This is a genomic window from Glycomyces tenuis DSM 44171 (assembly GCF_000427885.1).
GTDB classification, from domain to species: Bacteria; Actinomycetota; Actinomycetes; order Mycobacteriales; family Micromonosporaceae; genus Glycomyces; species Glycomyces tenuis.
The window spans coordinates 395,416-410,353 of record NZ_ATYW01000002.1; the positions used below are offsets into that span (position 1 = coordinate 395,416).

Sequence of the window (14,938 nt, forward strand, 5' to 3'; positions counted from 1 at the left end):
CCCGATGAGCAACACTCGACGATTGATGTGCCTCGCGGCTGCCACCAGCGCGCTAGCGCTCGCCGCCACCGCGTGCGGCGCGCCCGACGACGAGGGCGAGGGCCGGGGCGAGGTCCCCGACGAGGCCCAGGACTGCGCCAACTACGAGGACTACGGCTCCTTCGACGGTGAGACCGTCCACATCTTCGGCTCCATCCTCGACACCGAGGGCGACGAGATGGTGGAGGCCTGGAGCTACTTCGAAGAATGCACCGGCATCACCATCGAATACGAGGGCTCGGCCGAGTTCGAGGCGGACATGACCGTCCGCGTCGACGGCGGCAACGCCCCCGACATCGCGCTGTTCCCGCAGCCGGGCCTCATGTCGAACTTCGCCGACGCCCTGGTCCCGGCCTCCGAGGAGGTCACCGCGCTCGCCACCGAGGGCTGGAGCGAGGACTGGCTCCAGTACGGCACCATCGACGGCACCTTCTACGCTCCTCCGAACTCCGGCAACGCCAAGTCCTTCATCTGGTACTCGCCCGCGTTCTTCGAAGAGGGCGGCTACGAGATCCCGACCACCTGGGACGACCTGATCGCCGTGTCCGACGAGATCGCCGCCGACGGCGTCGCGCCGTGGTGCGTCGGCTTCGAGAACGCCGGCGCCACCGGCTGGCCCGGCACCGACTGGATCGAGGACATCGTCCTGCGCGAGGGCACCGATCTCTACGACCAGTGGGCCAACCACGAGATCCCCTTCAACGACGAGCGGATCGTCGCCGCCATCGAGAAGGCCGGCACCATCGTCACCAACGAGGACTACGTCTTCAACGGCACCGACACCATCTCCTCGACCTCGTTCCAGGAGGCCGGCTTCCCGATCCTCGAGGGTGACTGCGCGATGTACCGCATGGCCTCCTTCTACGGGGCCATGTGGCCCGAGGGCACCGAGGTGGCCGAGGACGGCGACGTGTTCGCCTTCCGCTTCCCCGAGACGAACGAGGGCGACAACACCATGCTGATCGGCGGCGAGTTCGTCGCCGCGTTCAACGACAACGAGGCCATCGAGGCCACCCGCCAGTTCCTGGCCTCCGAGCTGTACCACAACGCCCGGCTCCAGACCGGCCCGTGGAGCACCGCCCACCAGGGCGTGGACCCGTCCAACGCCACCACGCCGATCAACGAGCTCGCCACCGAGGTCCTGACCGACCCGGAGGTGACCGTCCGCTTCGACGCCTCGGACCTCATGCCCGGCGAGGTCGGCGCCTCCTCCTTCTGGACCGGTGTGGTCGAGTGGGTCGACGGCTCGAAGGACGCCCAGGAGATCGCCGACGACATCGAGAACTCCTGGCCGCAGTAGTCCGATCCGAACCGTGACGGAGCCGAGCGGGGTCGAGCCCGACCCCGCTCGGCCCCGCTCTGACATCTCTGGAGTGCACTGACAGTGGACATCTCCGCTCTCACCGAACGGTTCGGACTGCTGGCGGTCGGCCTCGCGGCCTTCGTGGTCGTCATGCTCGCCCTCTACGGCATCGCCGAACTCGCCTCGCGGCGCAACCGCAGCCGCCTCGTCGCGGCGGTCTTCCTCTTCCCCGCCCTGCTGTTCCTCGCAGTCGGCCTGGTCTACCCCGCCTTGCGGACCCTCGTCATGTCGTTCTTCAACGGCGACGGCACCGAGTTCATCGGCTTCGACAACTACGTCTGGGTCTTCGCCGACGACTCCGCCCTGCAGACCCTCATCAACACCGCCCTGTGGATCGTCATCGTGCCCGCCCTGTCGACGGCCCTCGGCCTCCTCTACGCCGTCCTCATCGACGGCCGCCGCGGCGAGCGCGTCTACAAGGCCCTGGTCTTCCTGCCCATGGGCATCTCCTTCGTCGGGGCCTCGATCATCTGGAAGTTCATCTACCAGTACGAGGCCTCCGGCGATCAGCTCGGCCTGCTCAACCAGCTCCTGGTCTGGATGGGCCTGGACCCGGTCAACTGGCTCAACAACTTCCCGTCCAACAACTTCCTGCTGATGGTCGTGCTCATCTGGATCGAGGTCGGCTTCGCCACCGTGGTGCTGTCCGCGGCCCTCAAGGGCGTGCCCACCGAGATCGTCGAGGCCGCCCGCATCGACGGCGCCAACCCGTCCCAGATCTTCTGGAACGTCACCGTCCCCTCGATCCGCTCGGCCATCGTCGTCGTGGCCGTGACCGTCTTCATCGCCACCCTGAAGCTCTTCGACATCGTCCGGGCCATGACCGGCGGCCACCACGGCACCGACGTCCTCGCCCACAACATGTGGGACCAGGCGTTCCGCCTCGGCAACGACGGACGCGGCGCCACCATGGCCGTGCTGCTGTTCGCCCTGGTCATCCCCGTCGTCATCTACCAGGTGCGCAATATCCGCCGCCAGGAACTGGAGGCCCGATGAGCGTCAAGACCGAACCGCGACCCGAAGCCGCCCCGCCGTCCTCCGTCGGCGAGTCCCGCGGCGAGCGCCTCCGGCGGATGTTCTCCAGCCGGATCGCCAGCTTCGTGGCCATCCTCATCGCCGCGCTGTGGACCATCCCGACCGCGGGCCTGTTCATCTCCTCGCTGCGGCCGGAGGTCGACATCCGCACCTCGGGCTGGTGGACCGTCTTCACCGAGTCGAACTTCACGCTCGACACGTACAACTACGTGCTCTACAGCGACTCGGCGGGCGGCGGCCTCATCCGCAACCTCGTCAACACCGTGGTCATCACCATCCCGGGCGTGATCGTCCCGGTCGCGTTCGCGGCGATGGCGGCCTACGCGCTGTCGTGGATCGACTTCAAGGGCCGGAACCTGCTGTACATCGCGATCTTCGCGCTCCAGGTGGTGCCGCTCCAGATGGCGCTGATCCCGCTGCTGTCGTTCTTCAGCCAGGGGCTGGCGATCGGCGACTTCACGATCATGCCCGCCTGGCAGCTCGACGGCGTCAACACCATCGTCCAGGTCTGGATCGCCCACTCGATCTTCGGCCTGCCGCTGGCGATCTTCCTGCTGCACAACTTCATGCGGGAACTGCCCTCGGACGTGATGGAGGCGGCCCGCATCGACGGCGCCAGCCACTCGCAGATCTTCCGCAAGGTCGTCCTGCCGCTGGTGACTCCGGCGCTGGCCTCGATCGGGATCTTCCAGTTCCTGTGGGTCTGGAACGACTTCCTGGTCGGCCGCACCTTCGGCGGCGGCGAGTCCACCAGGCCGCTGACCGCCGTGCTCGGCGACTTGGCCGGCTCGTGGGGCTTCGGATGGACGCGCCTGCCCGCGGCTGGGTTCATCGCGATCATCGTCCCCCTGATCGTGTTCCTGCTGCTCCAGCGCTACTTCGTCCGCGGCCTGCTCGCGGGCAGCGTGAAAGGCTAGCCCTCCCGAACGAACACCGGCGGCCCCGCTCCACATCCGGAGCGGGGCCGCCGCCGTGTTTCCGCCCCCGTCGCACCGGGTATCCGGCGCTCGCCGCGCCCCCCGCGCCACACCGGATTCCAGGCGCTTTCCGCACCGGCACGGCACACAAGACCCCACTCGGGCACCGAACGAACCGGAAATGGCCGGTATCCACCAACGGCATGGTCGACGTCCCTGTAATTCGACGAGCGGCCGATTGACGCCTGTGTCAGAGCTTTTCTCGGAAAACTCCGTCGGACAGCCGACCGAGACCCAAGAATCGAAGGGAAAGCCGGTATCGCCACACCCACCAGCGATTCAGGAGTTGCCATGTATCCCAGGCACGACGGCGAACTGCCAGAGGAATTCCGCCAGACGCTGGCGGAGCAGGTGACACAGGAACCGGCGCACGAAGAGCCCGAAGTGCTCAGCGGTGAGACGCCCGCCCCGCTCGAGCCCGCCGGCAACGGCTGGCTGCTGCTGGGCATCTTCCTGCTCGTCACCATCGGAGTCCTGATGCTGCTCATCTTCGCCTCGGGCGGCAACGCCGACTCGTCGATGATGCTCTGACGCGCCGAAGGCCGACTCCCCAGCGGCGGCGGCCACTGCGCCGCTCGTCAGTTGGGCGCGCCGGGCGCGGCAGTGAGAAGATCGTGTCCGTGGAAACCTGGCGTGGAATTGACGCGACACCCGACGGCTGGCCCGACTCGGTGGTCGCGATCGGCGTTTTCGACGGCGTGCACCGCGGTCACGCGGCCCTCATCCGGACCGCCATCAAGGCCGCGGTCGAGCGCGACGCCCGCAGCGTGGTCTGCACCTTCGACCCGCATCCCACCGCGGTGGTCGCACCGCACGCGGTCCCGGCCCAGCTCACGAGCCTGAAACGCCGCGTCGAGCTGCTCGGCTCCCTCGGCGTGGACGGCGTGTGCGTCCTGCCGTTCACCGAGGAGCTGTCCAAGCTCAGCCCGGAGTACTTCGTCCGCCACGTCCTGGTCGGCGCCCTGCACGCCGTCGGCGTCGTCGTCGGCGAGAACTTCCGCTTCGGCCACAAGGCCGCCGGAGACGTGGCCCTGCTGACCGAGCTCGGCCGCCGGCACGGCTTCGAGGTCCTCGCGCAGCCGCTCGCCTCCGATGCCGTACCAACGGACGGCTCGCAAGCGTCGCCGAAGGGCGAGTCCTTCTCCTCGACCCGGGTCCGCGCCCTCGTCGCCGCGGGCGAGGTCGCCTCGGCCGCCGAGGTCCTCGGCCGCGACTTCGGCATCGAAGGGACCGTCGTCCACGGCGCGGCGCGCGGCGCCGACCTCGGCTTCCCGACGGCCAACATAGCGCCGGTCCCCGGCGCGGCCGTCCCCGCCGACGGCATCTACACCGGTTGGTTCCACATCGACTCGCGCCGCGTCCCGGCGGCGATCAGCGTCGGCACCAACCCCACCTTCGGCGACGAGGCCCGCTCGGTCGAGGCCTACCTCCTCGACTTCTCCGGCGACCTGTACGGCGCGGACGTCCGGCTCGACTTCGCCTCGCGCCTGCGCGGCCAGATCGCCTTCGACAACGTCGACGACCTGGTCGAACAGATCGAGACCGACGTCGCACAGACCCGTGCGGCCTTGGAGCTGGACTGACGGCGCTGATAAAGTGGTCCGGTTCGCACGGCCCAGGGGACCGTGCGGCCCGACCGACCTGCACGACGCCGCGGGTCCGGCCGGACTGCTTCCAACACTCAGAATTGAGGAATCATGGCGCTCGAAGCCGCACAGAAGGCCGAGATCATCAAGGAGTACGCCACCCACGAGGGCGACTCGGGCTCGACCGAGGTCCAGGTGGCACTGCTGACGGTCCGCATCAAGGAGCTCACCACCCACGTCCAGGAGCACAAGCACGACCACCACTCGCGTCGCGGCCTGCTCCTCCTGGTCGGCAAGCGCCGCCGTCTGCTCAAGTACCTCCGCAACGAGGACATCACCCGCTACCGCGCGCTCATCGAGCGCCTCGGCATCCGCGGCTGACACGACTCGACGACAGGGAGCGGCCGATCGGCCGCTCCCTGTCCCGTGTCCCGCCCCGCCCACCCGCCGGTTTCGCTTCGCGGCTGCCGCCGCGCCCGCCGGATGACGTAGGGTGGTGCGGAGAGCATCAGCTCTGCCACAGTGCCTCCCGACGAGGCACGGCGCGGCTCGCCGGAGACCGCCGGTCCTCGGTAGTGGCACCCGGACCGTCCCGATCCATTCGGGACGCCGCTCCGTGTGCTTCGATCGAAGACCGGCCCCGAGACGGCAAGACGCGCTCCGAACTACACATGAGGAGTACGACACTCAATGTCCGAAGCCACTCAACGGACACCCGAGGCTTACAACCTCGGGGAACACCACGCCACCGCCGTCATCGACAACGGCGGGTTCGGCACCAGGGAGATCATCTTCAGCACCGGCCGCCTCGCCAAACTGGCGCAGGGCTCGGCCATCGTCCAGATGGACGACACGGTGGTCCTGGCGACCACCGCCGCCTCGAAGAACCCGAAGGACCACTTCGACTTCTTCCCGCTGACCGTCGACATCGAGGAGCGGATGTACGCCGCCGGGCGCATCCCCGGCTCGTTCTTCCGCCGCGAAGGGCGCCCCAGCGAGAACGCGATCCTGACCTGCCGCCTGATCGACCGCGGCCTGCGCCCCTCCTTCGTGAGCGGCCTGCGCAACGAGGTCCAGGTCATCGGCACCATCCTCGCCGTCGACGAGCGCGACGAGTACGACGTGGTCGCCATGAACGGCGCCTCCATGTCGACCCAGCTCGCCGGGCTGCCCTTCTCGGGCCCGCTCGGCTCCACCCGCGCCGTCCTCATCGGCGAGCAGTGGGTGTGCTTCCCGACGCTCGAGCAGATCGAGCAGGCCACCTTCGACATGGTCGTCACCGGCCGGGTGCTCGAATCCGGCGACGTCGCGATCATGATGGTCGAGGCCGAGGCCACCGAGAACACGGTCTCGCTCATCGCCGGCGGTGCCCAGCGGCCCACCGAGGAGATCGTCGCCGGCGGCCTCGAGGCCGTCAAGCCCGTCATCGCCGAGCTGGTGCGCGCCCAGGCCGAGCTGGCCGCCGTCGCCGCCAAGCCCGTCGCGGACTTCCCGCGCTTCCCCGACTACCTCGACGACGCGTACGCCGCCGTCGAGTCCGCGGTCGCCGCGGAGCTCGACCAGGCGCTCACCATCGCCGACAAGCAGGAGCGCGGCACCGAGCTCGACCGCGTCAAGGCCGTCATGCTCGAGAAGCTCGGCGCGGACTTCGAGGGCCGCGAAGGCGAGCTGTCCGCGGCGCTGCGCTCGCTCACCAAGAAGCTCGTCCGCAAGCGCGTCATCACCGAGGGCGTCCGCATCGACGGCCGCTCCCCGGTCGACATCCGGCCGCTCGCCGCCGAGGTCGGCATCCTGCCGCGCGTCCACGGCTCGGCGCTGTTCGAGCGCGGCGAGACCCAGATCATGGGCGTCACCACGCTGAACATGCTGCGCATGGAGCAGGCCATCGACACGCTGTCGCCGGTGACCAAGAAGCGCTACATGCACAACTACAACTTCCCGCCGTACTCGACCGGTGAGACCGGCCGCGTCGGCTCCCCCAAGCGCCGCGAGATCGGCCACGGCGCGCTCGCCGAGCGCGCCCTGGTCCCGGTCCTGCCCGGCCGCGAGGAGTTCCCGTACGCGATCCGGCAGGTCTCCGAGGCGCTCGGCTCGAACGGCTCGACCTCGATGGGCTCGGTCTGCGCCTCGACGATGTCGCTCATGAGCGCCGGCGTGCCGATCAAGGCCCCCGTCGCGGGCATCGCGATGGGCCTGATCAGCGAGGAGACCGACGGCGAGACCAAGTACGTCACGCTGACCGACATCCTCGGCGCCGAGGACGCCTACGGCGACATGGACTTCAAGGTCGCCGGCACCGCCGAGTTCGTGACGGCCCTCCAGCTGGACACCAAGCTCGACGGCCTCCCCTCGGAGGTCCTCGCGCAGGCCCTCCAGCAGGCCAACGACGCCCGCCACGCGATCCTCGACGTCATGGCCGAGGCCATCGCCGAGGTCGGCGAGCTGGCCAGCACCGCGCCGCGGATCACCACGCTGAAGATCCCGGTCGACAAGATCGGTGCGGTCATCGGCCCGAAGGGCCAGACGATCAACCAGATCACCGAGGACACCGGCGCGGACGTCACCGTCGAGGACGACGGCACGATCTACGTCGCTGCCGAGAAGGGCTCGCAGGCCGAGGCCGCCGTCGAGATGATCAACTCGATCGCGAACCCGACCCTGCCGAACGTGGGGGACCGCTTCCTCGGCACCGTCGTCAAGACCACCGACTTCGGCGCGTTCATCTCGCTGGTGCCGGGCCGCGACGGGCTGCTGCACATCTCGAAGGTCGGCGACGGCAAGCGCGTCGACCGCGTCGAGGACGTCCTGAGCGTCGGCGACAAGATCGAGGTCGAGATCGGCGACATCGACAACCGCGGCAAGATCTACCTCGACAAGGTCTACCCCGAGGGCCAGGAGCCCGAGGGCTACAAGAAGGGCCGCCCCGAGCGCCGCGAGGGCGACCGCGGGGACCGCGGCGGGCGCGGCTCGCGCGGCGACCGGGGCCCGAGGCGCGAGGGCGGACGCCGCGACGACGACCGGCCGCGCCGTTCGGACGACGGCGACGGCGGCGAGCGCCGCCGCCGCCGGACCCGCCGCACGGAGGACTCCGGAGGCGCAGAGGACTAAATGAGCCGTTCCCAGACGCGAACGCTCATCGACGATCCGCTGGGCGGCACGGTGCGACGCACGGTGCTGCCCAGCGGGCTGTGCGTGGTGACCGAGTCGATCCCGGCGATGCGCTCGGCCTCGCTCGGCGCGTGGGTCGGCGTCGGCGCCCGCGACGAGGCGCCCGAGCTCTCGGGTGCCTCGCACTTCCTGGAGCACCTGCTGTTCAAGGGCACGGCGAAGCGCTCGGCCGCCGAGATCTCGGAGGCCGTCGAGGCCGTCGGCGGCGAGTCGAACGCCTACACCGCGCGCGACCACACCTGCTTCTACGAGCGGGTCCTCGCCGACGACCTGCCGCTGGCGCTCGACGTGCTCGGCGACGCGGTCTCGAGCTCGCTCATCGCGGACAAGGACGTCGAGATCGAGCGCGGCGTCATCCTCGAGGAGATCGCCGCCTCGGCCGACGAGCCCGCCGAGGTGGTCCACGAGCTGTTCAACCGCGCCGTGTTCGGCGACGGCCCGATGGGCCGCGACATCGCCGGGACGGCCCAGTCCGTCCGCGCGATCACCCCCGAGCAGATCCGCGACTTCTACCACCGGCACTACCTGCCGTCGAACCTGGTCGTGTGCGTCGCCGGCGGCGTCGACCACGACGAGGTCCTCAAACTCGTGCGAGATTGCTTCGCGCCCCTGCCCTCCGGCGCCCAGGCCCCGCCCGAGCGCCGCCGGGACGCCCTCCCGGAGCGGCCCGAGCTGCTGAGCGTCGAACGCGAGGACACCGAGCAGGCCCACCTCGTCGTCGGCTGCCGGACCATGTCCCGCAAGGACGAGCGCACCTACGCGCTCGGCGTGCTGAACAACGTCCTGGGCGGCGGCATGTCCTCGCGCCTGTTCCAGGCCATCAGGGAGGAGCGGGGCCTGGCCTACACCGTCAGCTCCTCGACCTCCTACTTCGGCTCGACCGGCTCGTTCAGCGTCTACGCCGGGTGCGGCCCCGACAACGCCCGCGAGGTCCGCGACCTGGTCGTCGCCGAGCTCGCCCGGGTCGTCGCCGACGGCATCACCGAGGAAGAGCTCCACCGCGGCAAGAAGATGTACCAGGTCGGCGTGATCATGGCGATGGAGGACTCCAGCTCCCGCATGGACTGGCTCGGCCGCGACGAGCTGCTGTACGGCGAGCTCATGAGCGTCGACGAGGACCTGGCCCGCAACGAGGCGGTCACCATGGACGCGGTCCGGGCCGTGGCCGCCGACATCCTCTCGCAGCCGATGACGACTGCGGCCGTGGGGCCGTTCGACCGAGGAGCGTTCGAATGATCAAAGTGGGCGTGCTGGGCGCGCGCGGCCGTATGGGCACGGCCGTCTGCGAGGCCGTCGCCGACGCCGACGACCTGGAGCTGGCCGCGACCGTCGACCACGACGAGCCGCTCGAGCGGCTCCTCGAGGCCGAGGTGGACGTCGTCGTCGACTTCACGCTCCCCGAGGTGGTCATGGACAACCTCGCCTGGTGCTTCGACCGGGGCCTGCACACCGTCGTCGGCACCTCCGGCTTCGGCGAGGCCCGGCTCGACCGGGTCCGCGAGATGCTCGGCGCCGAGCCCGACATCGGCTGCGTGATCGCCCCGAACTTCGGGATCGGCGCGGTCCTGATGATGCAGTTCGCCGCGAAGGCCGCCAAGCACTTCGCCTCCGCCGAGATCATCGAGACCCACCACCCGCGCAAGGTTGACGCCCCCTCCGGCACGGCCGTGCACACCGCGCGCCTGATCGCCGCCGCCAGGGCCGAGGCCGACTGCCCCGAGATGCCCGACGCGACCGCCGAGGACGCCACCGGCGCCCGCGGCGGCGAGGTCGACGGCGTCCACATCCACGCGATCCGATCGGCCGGCTACGTGGCGAGCCAGGAGGTCCGCTTCGGCGGCCCCGGCGAGCGCTTCACGATCAGCCACGACTCGCTCGACCGGGCCTCGTTCATGCCCGGCGTCCTCCTCGCCGTCCGCGAGGTCGCCTCCCGCCCCGGCCTGACGGTCGGCATCGACGAGCTCCTCGACTAGGACCGGTCCACGGACCGCCGTCCCGCGGCCCGTCGGCTACCCCTCGTCCGCGGCCGGGGCCTCCGGCTCCGCGTCCCGATCATCGGGGGCGGGGCCCTCCTCTGTGCCTCCCTGCCCGTCGTCGGCCCCGCCGGTCGGCTCGCTCGTCGGCTCCTCGGTGGGCGCCTCGCCGCTCGGCTCCTCGGTCGGCGTCTCGGTCGGGGCCTCCTCGGTGGGCTCGTCGGCGGGCGTCTCCGACGGCGTCTCGGCGGGGGTGTCGCTCGGGGTCGGTTCGGTGGGATCCTCGCCCGGACCGGTCGTGGTCTCGGAGTCGGTGTCCGGCGTCTGGATGATCGTGGCGTTCTCGGGCCCCGGCTGCTGGACGAACCGGCCGGGGTCGCCGGTGATGCCGCCCAGGAGGAGCAGGACGCCCATCGTCAGGCCGAACACCAGGACACTGGAGAGCGCGATCGCGAACAGGGTCCGCTTGCGCGAGGCGGGCTTCGCGATGTACTCGGTCGCGCCCTCGGCATCGGTGCCGACCGCTTCGGCCCGGCGCAGCGGCCTGGTGGCGTCGCCGTCGGGAGCCGCGGCGGGGACCGCCGCGGTGGCCGTGACACGGGTCGGGTCGCCGCCGGGCCCGGGCGCGTTCAGGTCTACCGTGCGGGCCTGGTCGGCCTTGACGGCGGGGGAGAGGGCCGCGATCTGCGTCTTGATCCGCTCGCCGGTGCGCCGCATGGTCCGCAGGATGAGCACCGCACCGATGGAGGTGCAGACGCTCAGGGCCGCGGTGCCGAGGACGGTGCCCCACAGATCGAGGAACTTGACCAGGATCGCGCCGAGCGTCGTCGCGCCGGTCGCCGCCAGCACCTGGCCGATGCTCAGGTCCAGATCGGAACCGCGCCGCTCACCGTTCGGGCGAGCGGCCCCGTCCTCCGCGCGGTACTGGGTCACCGGCGCCCCCCGTCGGCGTTGCTGTCATGCGTTCACGAAACCGACCTCCCAGGCTACGGCTCGTATACGCGACGGCAACGGGTTTGTGCGGCAGGCAACGGCACGCGTTCGTCACGTCACCGCTCTCCCGTGGAGTGCCTGCGGAGCCTGCTCCACTGCCACAGCCACACCAGCGCCAGGACGAGCGCGAACGCGGCGGCGGCGACGCCGATCCACAGCCACGCGTTGTGCTGCTCGGCCTCGGCGTGCAGCTCGTACTCCTCGCCCGGGCTCATCCGCCATGTCACGGTGCGCCCCTCGAGCTCGCCGTTGTGGTCGGTGACGTCCGCAGGGAAGTTGACGCTGATGATGACCTCGGCCTCCGCGAAGTCCTCGGTCATGAGGAAGCCGGTGGCCCTGAGGTCCCAGTGGCCGTCGAGGACGTACCGGCGGCCGTCGTGCTCGATGCGCAGGAACCCCCACTCGTCGCCGCCGAGCTCGGCGAACTCGCTCAGCGGCCGGTCGGTGAAGCTCGCGGTCCGGCCGACGTAGCCCCCCTCGCGGTAGTCCCTGCGCTCGGCGCCGGGGACGCCCTCCAGCAGCGCCTCCAGGAACGCGTCCAGCTCGGCCTGCTCGATGGCGCCCTCGCCGGCCCGGACGTCGGCGAGGAACTCCTCGCTCCAGGCGGCGGTGAAGGTCCCCCCGACCGTGTCGTCCGACCGCACCTCCAGCTCCAGATCGAGCCTGAGGCAGCCGGCGGCGGCGAACAGGACCGCGAGGGCGGCGACGGCGGACAGCGCCCTGAGCGCGGCCGGCTTCGTGAGACCCAGCATGCCCCGAGCCTAGGCGCGCGGGCGCGACGGCCCGGTGCTTTCGTCGAGATCGGCCGTTCCGCGGCCGGAGCGCCCGCGGGTTACCCTGTGAGGCGGGAGGCATCGTGTGCGCAGTTGAGGAATCGACCCTGGAAGACCACCGCGAAGGCAAGCGCCCGAACGCGGTCTCGCGGTGGACGGCGCGCCTGTCCTCCCAGCGCTGGCTGGCGCCGGTGGCGGTGCTCGCCTGCTTCGCCGCGGCCGCCGGCGGGGTCGTCGCGACCAACCCCAGCGACAACACCGGCCCCTCCACGTGCCTGGTCAAGCTGACCACCGGCTTCGACTGTCCCGGCTGCGGCGGCACCCGCGCCTTCTACTACCTGCTGACGGCGAACCTGCCCGAGGCCGCCCGGCACCACGTCATGGCGGTGTTCGCCGCGCCGTTCATCGTCTGGATGTACCTGGCCTGGGCGCTGCCCCGCGTGGCGCCGAAAGTGAGGTGGAGGCTCCCCGCGCTCCACCTCACCCCGGCGGTCCTGACGTCGTTCCTGGTCGCCTGGGGCGTGTTCTTCATCGTCCGCAACCTGCCGTGGGAGCCGTTCACGTACCTGTACGTGTAGGCCTCTCGCGCGCGGACGCCCCTCCGCGCGTCTCCTAGGTGTAGGCGTTCGCCCGGTGCAGGTAGATGTCGCCGGAGACCGAGCGGGCCCGCACCTCCAGGCTCGTGCCGCCGTTCGACGGCGCCGGCGAGGTGTCGCCGGCGGCGAGCTCGGAGGTCACGGTCCCCGCCTTGGCGTCCAGGTCCATCCACACGTCGGTGCCCGCCACGATCCCGAGGCTGATGCGCCCCGAGACGGTGTTGGCGCGGCAGACGCCCGACTTGAGCGCGCCCAGCTCGATCGCCCCGGAGAGCGTGTTGACGCTGGCCGAGCCGTCCACCTTCTCGGCGATGACCGCCCCTGCGACGGTCTTGGCCGAGAAATCCCCTCCTACGCGGTCGGCCCGGACCTGCCCCGAGGCGGTGTGGGCGCGGAACTCGTCGCCGGTGTCGATGACGCTGATCGAACCCGAGACGGTGTTGGCGCGCACGCTGGTGGCCTGCTCGACGGTGGCCGAGCCGGCGACGGTGTTGATCGAGACGGGCCCGAGCCTGCCGTGCAGGCTGATCGGGGCCGAGGTCGTCTTGACCGAGACGTCGGAGCCGACCGGCACCTTCACGGAGACGTGGACGCCGATCTGCTTCTTGAACAGCCAGTTCTGCGGCTTCTCGGGCGCGACGATGCGCAGGTGCCCGTTCTCGAACTCGACGCGCGCGAGGTCGGCGGCGTCGGTGTCGCCGTCCTTGCGCTGCGCCGGCTTGATCTCGACCAGCACCTGCTCGCCGTCGTGGGCGGTGACGGTGGCCGAGCCCTCGGCGAGGGTGATCGACGCGGTGATCGGTCCGTCGTGGGTGAATTCGGTGTACTCGTTCATGAGTGCCGCTCTCTCGCTAGGCCCGGGCGTAGCCGGTGATGCGTTGGCTGTACCGCGCTCCGCTGGTGGGACCGGCTGAGCGCGAGGTGTGGACGGCGTTGTTGATGGCCCGCACGAGCCAGGCGTTGACCGAGGTGCCGTCCGCGGAGGCGGTGTGCTCGACCTTCTCCTTCAGCGACTCGGGCAGGCGCAGCGTGATGCGGGCGACGTCGTCCTCGACCGGCGGGGCCGGCGGCGGCGTCGTCTCGGCGGCCTCGACATCGGTGACGCGGAGGTCGACCTCCTTGCCGCGCACGCGCAGATCGACCGACGCGGACGAGCCCGCCTGGTCGAGCCCGGCGGTGATCTCCGCGGCGGCCTCGGAGAGCGCCTCCATGAGCGCGAGCCGCGCTCCGGCGTCGAGGGCCTCTGACAGCAATTCGGCGGTCCGCGCGGCGTCCTCGCCGGCCGGCGCGGCGGCGGCGGTGAGGCTCCGGCGGAGCGATTCGATATACGGCGTCAAGTCCATGACACCATAGTGACATCACTTTTGATGTCTGTCAAGCGGCGGTGACATTTCCCGGCCCTCACCGGTGACGCGAATGTGGAAAACCGCTGGTCGCCGAGGGGCGCCGTCGGGTAGAGATGACACAGGGGCGCCGGAGGACGCGGTCAAGACCACAGCAGTCCTCCGAGTACGCTCATAGAGCTATAACCAGCAGTGAACAGACCGATCACGAGGGGGAGCGGGGCATGCCCGAAATCGTACCGATGGATGTCCGACTCATCGCCTGGACGCACTTCGAGCCCCCGGCCGACATCCCCTGGGACACCGACGCCGCAGGCGGCGAGGCCCTCGCCGAATTCGCCGGCCGCGCCTGCTACCAGTCCTGGAAGAAGCCCAACCCCAAGACCGCCACCAACGCCGGCTACCTCGACCACATCCTCCAGGTCGGCCACCTCTCGGTCCTCGAGCACGGCAACGTCAGCTTCTACATCAGCGGCATCTCCAGGTCCCTCACCCACGAGCTCATCCGCCACCGCCACTTCTCCTACTCCCAGCTGTCGCAGCGCTACGTCCCCGAGCGCGACGCGGCCATGGTCGAACCCGACGTCATCGCCGAGGACCCCGAGCTCCACGAGCGCTTCCTCGCCGCCTCGGAGGCCGCCCAGAGCGCCTACAACGACCTCCTCGAAGGGCTCCAGAAGAAGTTCGCCGACATCGCCAACCCCACGCTGCGCCGAAAGCAGGCGCGCCAGGCGGCGCGATCAGTCCTGCCCAACGCCACCGAGACCCGCATCGTCGTGACCGGCAACTACCGCGCCTGGCGCCACTTCATCGCCATGCGCGCCTCCGAGCACGCCGACGTCGAGATCCGCGCGTTGGCCGTCGAATGCCTGCGGCAGCTCAAAGAGAAGGCCGCGAACGTCTTCGCCGACTTCGAGATCTCCACCCTCGGTGACGGATCCGAAGTGGCCCACAGCCCCTACGTCACCGAAGGCTAGCGGTGCCCCGGCACAGCCGGCGGACCGCGCCGGGAGGCGAAGACGCCTGAAGCCGCCCGCCCCGGCCGAGGCCGCGAGCCGTGAACCAACCCTCACGGTGAGGCCCGTGAGCCGC

At 70.4% G+C, this 14,938-nt stretch carries 15 protein-coding genes; 11 read left to right on the forward strand and 4 right to left on the reverse strand.

The window, feature by feature from the left end; translation table 11 throughout:
- The first annotated feature begins 4 nt into the window (after window positions 1-4).
- The 9 genes from YWW_RS0104450 (at window position 5) to dapB (ending at window position 10,141) form a co-directional block, all read left to right on the forward strand.
- Entirely contained in the window at window positions 5-1,339 is a 1,335-nt protein-coding gene (locus tag YWW_RS0104450) for an ABC transporter substrate-binding protein (RefSeq protein WP_051325368.1), read from the forward strand.
- A gap of 78 nt (window positions 1,340-1,417) precedes the next feature.
- The gene (locus YWW_RS0104455; protein WP_425402681.1) at window positions 1,418-2,398 is read left to right on the forward strand and encodes a carbohydrate ABC transporter permease; all 981 of its coding nucleotides are present in this window, start codon (window positions 1,418-1,420) and stop codon (window positions 2,396-2,398) included.
- Complete coding sequence (locus tag YWW_RS0104460) at window positions 2,395-3,354, forward strand: carbohydrate ABC transporter permease (RefSeq protein ID WP_026929152.1); 960 nt, start codon at window positions 2,395-2,397, stop codon at window positions 3,352-3,354. The genes YWW_RS0104455 and YWW_RS0104460 overlap by 4 nt, the downstream gene beginning before the upstream one ends.
- Before the next feature lie 351 nt (window positions 3,355-3,705).
- Window positions 3,706-3,945 (forward strand): hypothetical protein, encoded by a 240-nt coding sequence (locus YWW_RS0104465; RefSeq protein ID WP_026929153.1) that lies wholly within the window; start codon window positions 3,706-3,708, stop codon window positions 3,943-3,945.
- 89 nt (window positions 3,946-4,034) lie between these two features.
- A complete protein-coding gene (locus YWW_RS0104470; RefSeq protein WP_026929154.1) occupies window positions 4,035-4,997 on the forward strand; it encodes a bifunctional riboflavin kinase/FAD synthetase in 963 nt (320 codons plus the stop codon).
- Window positions 4,998-5,111: 114 nt separating this feature from the next.
- Window positions 5,112-5,381, forward strand: coding sequence for a 30S ribosomal protein S15 (gene rpsO / locus YWW_RS0104475; protein ID WP_026929155.1), 270 nt, complete (start codon window positions 5,112-5,114; stop codon window positions 5,379-5,381).
- A 309-nt stretch (window positions 5,382-5,690) separates the two neighbouring features.
- A complete protein-coding gene (locus YWW_RS0104480) occupies window positions 5,691-8,108 on the forward strand; it encodes a polyribonucleotide nucleotidyltransferase (RefSeq protein ID WP_026929156.1) in 2,418 nt (805 codons plus the stop codon).
- On the forward strand, window positions 8,109-9,404 hold the full coding sequence (locus YWW_RS0104485; protein WP_026929157.1) for a M16 family metallopeptidase: 1,296 nt from the start codon (window positions 8,109-8,111) through the stop codon (window positions 9,402-9,404). It begins immediately after the preceding gene.
- Window positions 9,401-10,141, forward strand: a complete 741-nt coding sequence (dapB, locus tag YWW_RS0104490) for a 4-hydroxy-tetrahydrodipicolinate reductase (protein WP_026929158.1) — start codon at window positions 9,401-9,403, stop codon at window positions 10,139-10,141. The genes YWW_RS0104485 and dapB overlap by 4 nt, the downstream gene beginning before the upstream one ends.
- Before the next feature lie 36 nt (window positions 10,142-10,177).
- Here the strand turns inward: dapB and YWW_RS0104495 are convergent, their stop codons facing one another.
- Together YWW_RS0104495 and YWW_RS0104500 are read right to left on the reverse strand one after the other, a co-directional pair.
- Complete coding sequence (locus YWW_RS0104495) at window positions 10,178-11,074, reverse strand: hypothetical protein (protein ID WP_026929159.1); 897 nt, start codon at window positions 11,072-11,074, stop codon at window positions 10,178-10,180.
- A gap of 116 nt (window positions 11,075-11,190) precedes the next feature.
- Window positions 11,191-11,886, reverse strand: a complete 696-nt coding sequence (locus YWW_RS0104500; protein ID WP_026929160.1) for an LppM family (lipo)protein — start codon at window positions 11,884-11,886, stop codon at window positions 11,191-11,193.
- Between the two features lie 104 nt (window positions 11,887-11,990).
- On the opposite strand from YWW_RS0104500, the gene YWW_RS0104505 reads away from it, so the two are divergent.
- On the forward strand, window positions 11,991-12,485 hold the full coding sequence (locus YWW_RS0104505) for a DUF2752 domain-containing protein (protein ID WP_051325370.1): 495 nt from the start codon (window positions 11,991-11,993) through the stop codon (window positions 12,483-12,485).
- Window positions 12,486-12,519: 34 nt separating this feature from the next.
- Here YWW_RS0104505 and YWW_RS0104510 read toward each other — a convergent pair whose 3' ends face one another.
- Both YWW_RS0104510 and YWW_RS0104515 read right to left on the reverse strand, forming a co-directional pair.
- A complete protein-coding gene (locus YWW_RS0104510; RefSeq protein ID WP_026929162.1) occupies window positions 12,520-13,338 on the reverse strand; it encodes a DUF4097 family beta strand repeat-containing protein in 819 nt (272 codons plus the stop codon).
- 16 nt (window positions 13,339-13,354) lie between these two features.
- Window positions 13,355-13,846, reverse strand: a complete 492-nt coding sequence (locus tag YWW_RS0104515; protein WP_026929163.1) for a hypothetical protein — start codon at window positions 13,844-13,846, stop codon at window positions 13,355-13,357.
- Between the two features lie 224 nt (window positions 13,847-14,070).
- On the opposite strand from YWW_RS0104515, the gene thyX reads away from it, so the two are divergent.
- Window positions 14,071-14,823 (forward strand): FAD-dependent thymidylate synthase, encoded by a 753-nt coding sequence (gene thyX / locus YWW_RS0104520; RefSeq protein WP_026929164.1) that lies wholly within the window; start codon window positions 14,071-14,073, stop codon window positions 14,821-14,823.
- The last annotated feature ends 115 nt before the right edge of the window (window positions 14,824-14,938 follow it).

Coding starts and splice junctions, on each gene's coding strand:
- YWW_RS0104450 (WP_051325368.1), top strand. CDS start 5: ATGAGCAACACTCGACGATTGATGTGCCTCGCGGCTGCCACCAGCGCG.
- YWW_RS0104460 (WP_026929152.1), top strand. CDS start 2,395: ATGAGCGTCAAGACCGAACCGCGACCCGAAGCCGCCCCGCCGTCCTCC.
- YWW_RS0104465 (WP_026929153.1), top strand. CDS start 3,706: ATGTATCCCAGGCACGACGGCGAACTGCCAGAGGAATTCCGCCAGACG.
- rpsO (WP_026929155.1), top strand. CDS start 5,112: ATGGCGCTCGAAGCCGCACAGAAGGCCGAGATCATCAAGGAGTACGCC.
- YWW_RS0104480 (WP_026929156.1), top strand. CDS start 5,691: ATGTCCGAAGCCACTCAACGGACACCCGAGGCTTACAACCTCGGGGAA.
- YWW_RS0104485 (WP_026929157.1), top strand. CDS start 8,109: ATGAGCCGTTCCCAGACGCGAACGCTCATCGACGATCCGCTGGGCGGC.
- dapB (WP_026929158.1), top strand. CDS start 9,401: ATGATCAAAGTGGGCGTGCTGGGCGCGCGCGGCCGTATGGGCACGGCC.
- YWW_RS0104500 (WP_026929160.1), bottom strand. CDS start 11,886: ATGCTGGGTCTCACGAAGCCGGCCGCGCTCAGGGCGCTGTCCGCCGTC.
- YWW_RS0104510 (WP_026929162.1), bottom strand. CDS start 13,338: ATGAACGAGTACACCGAATTCACCCACGACGGACCGATCACCGCGTCG.
- YWW_RS0104515 (WP_026929163.1), bottom strand. CDS start 13,846: ATGGACTTGACGCCGTATATCGAATCGCTCCGCCGGAGCCTCACCGCC.
- thyX (WP_026929164.1), top strand. CDS start 14,071: ATGCCCGAAATCGTACCGATGGATGTCCGACTCATCGCCTGGACGCAC.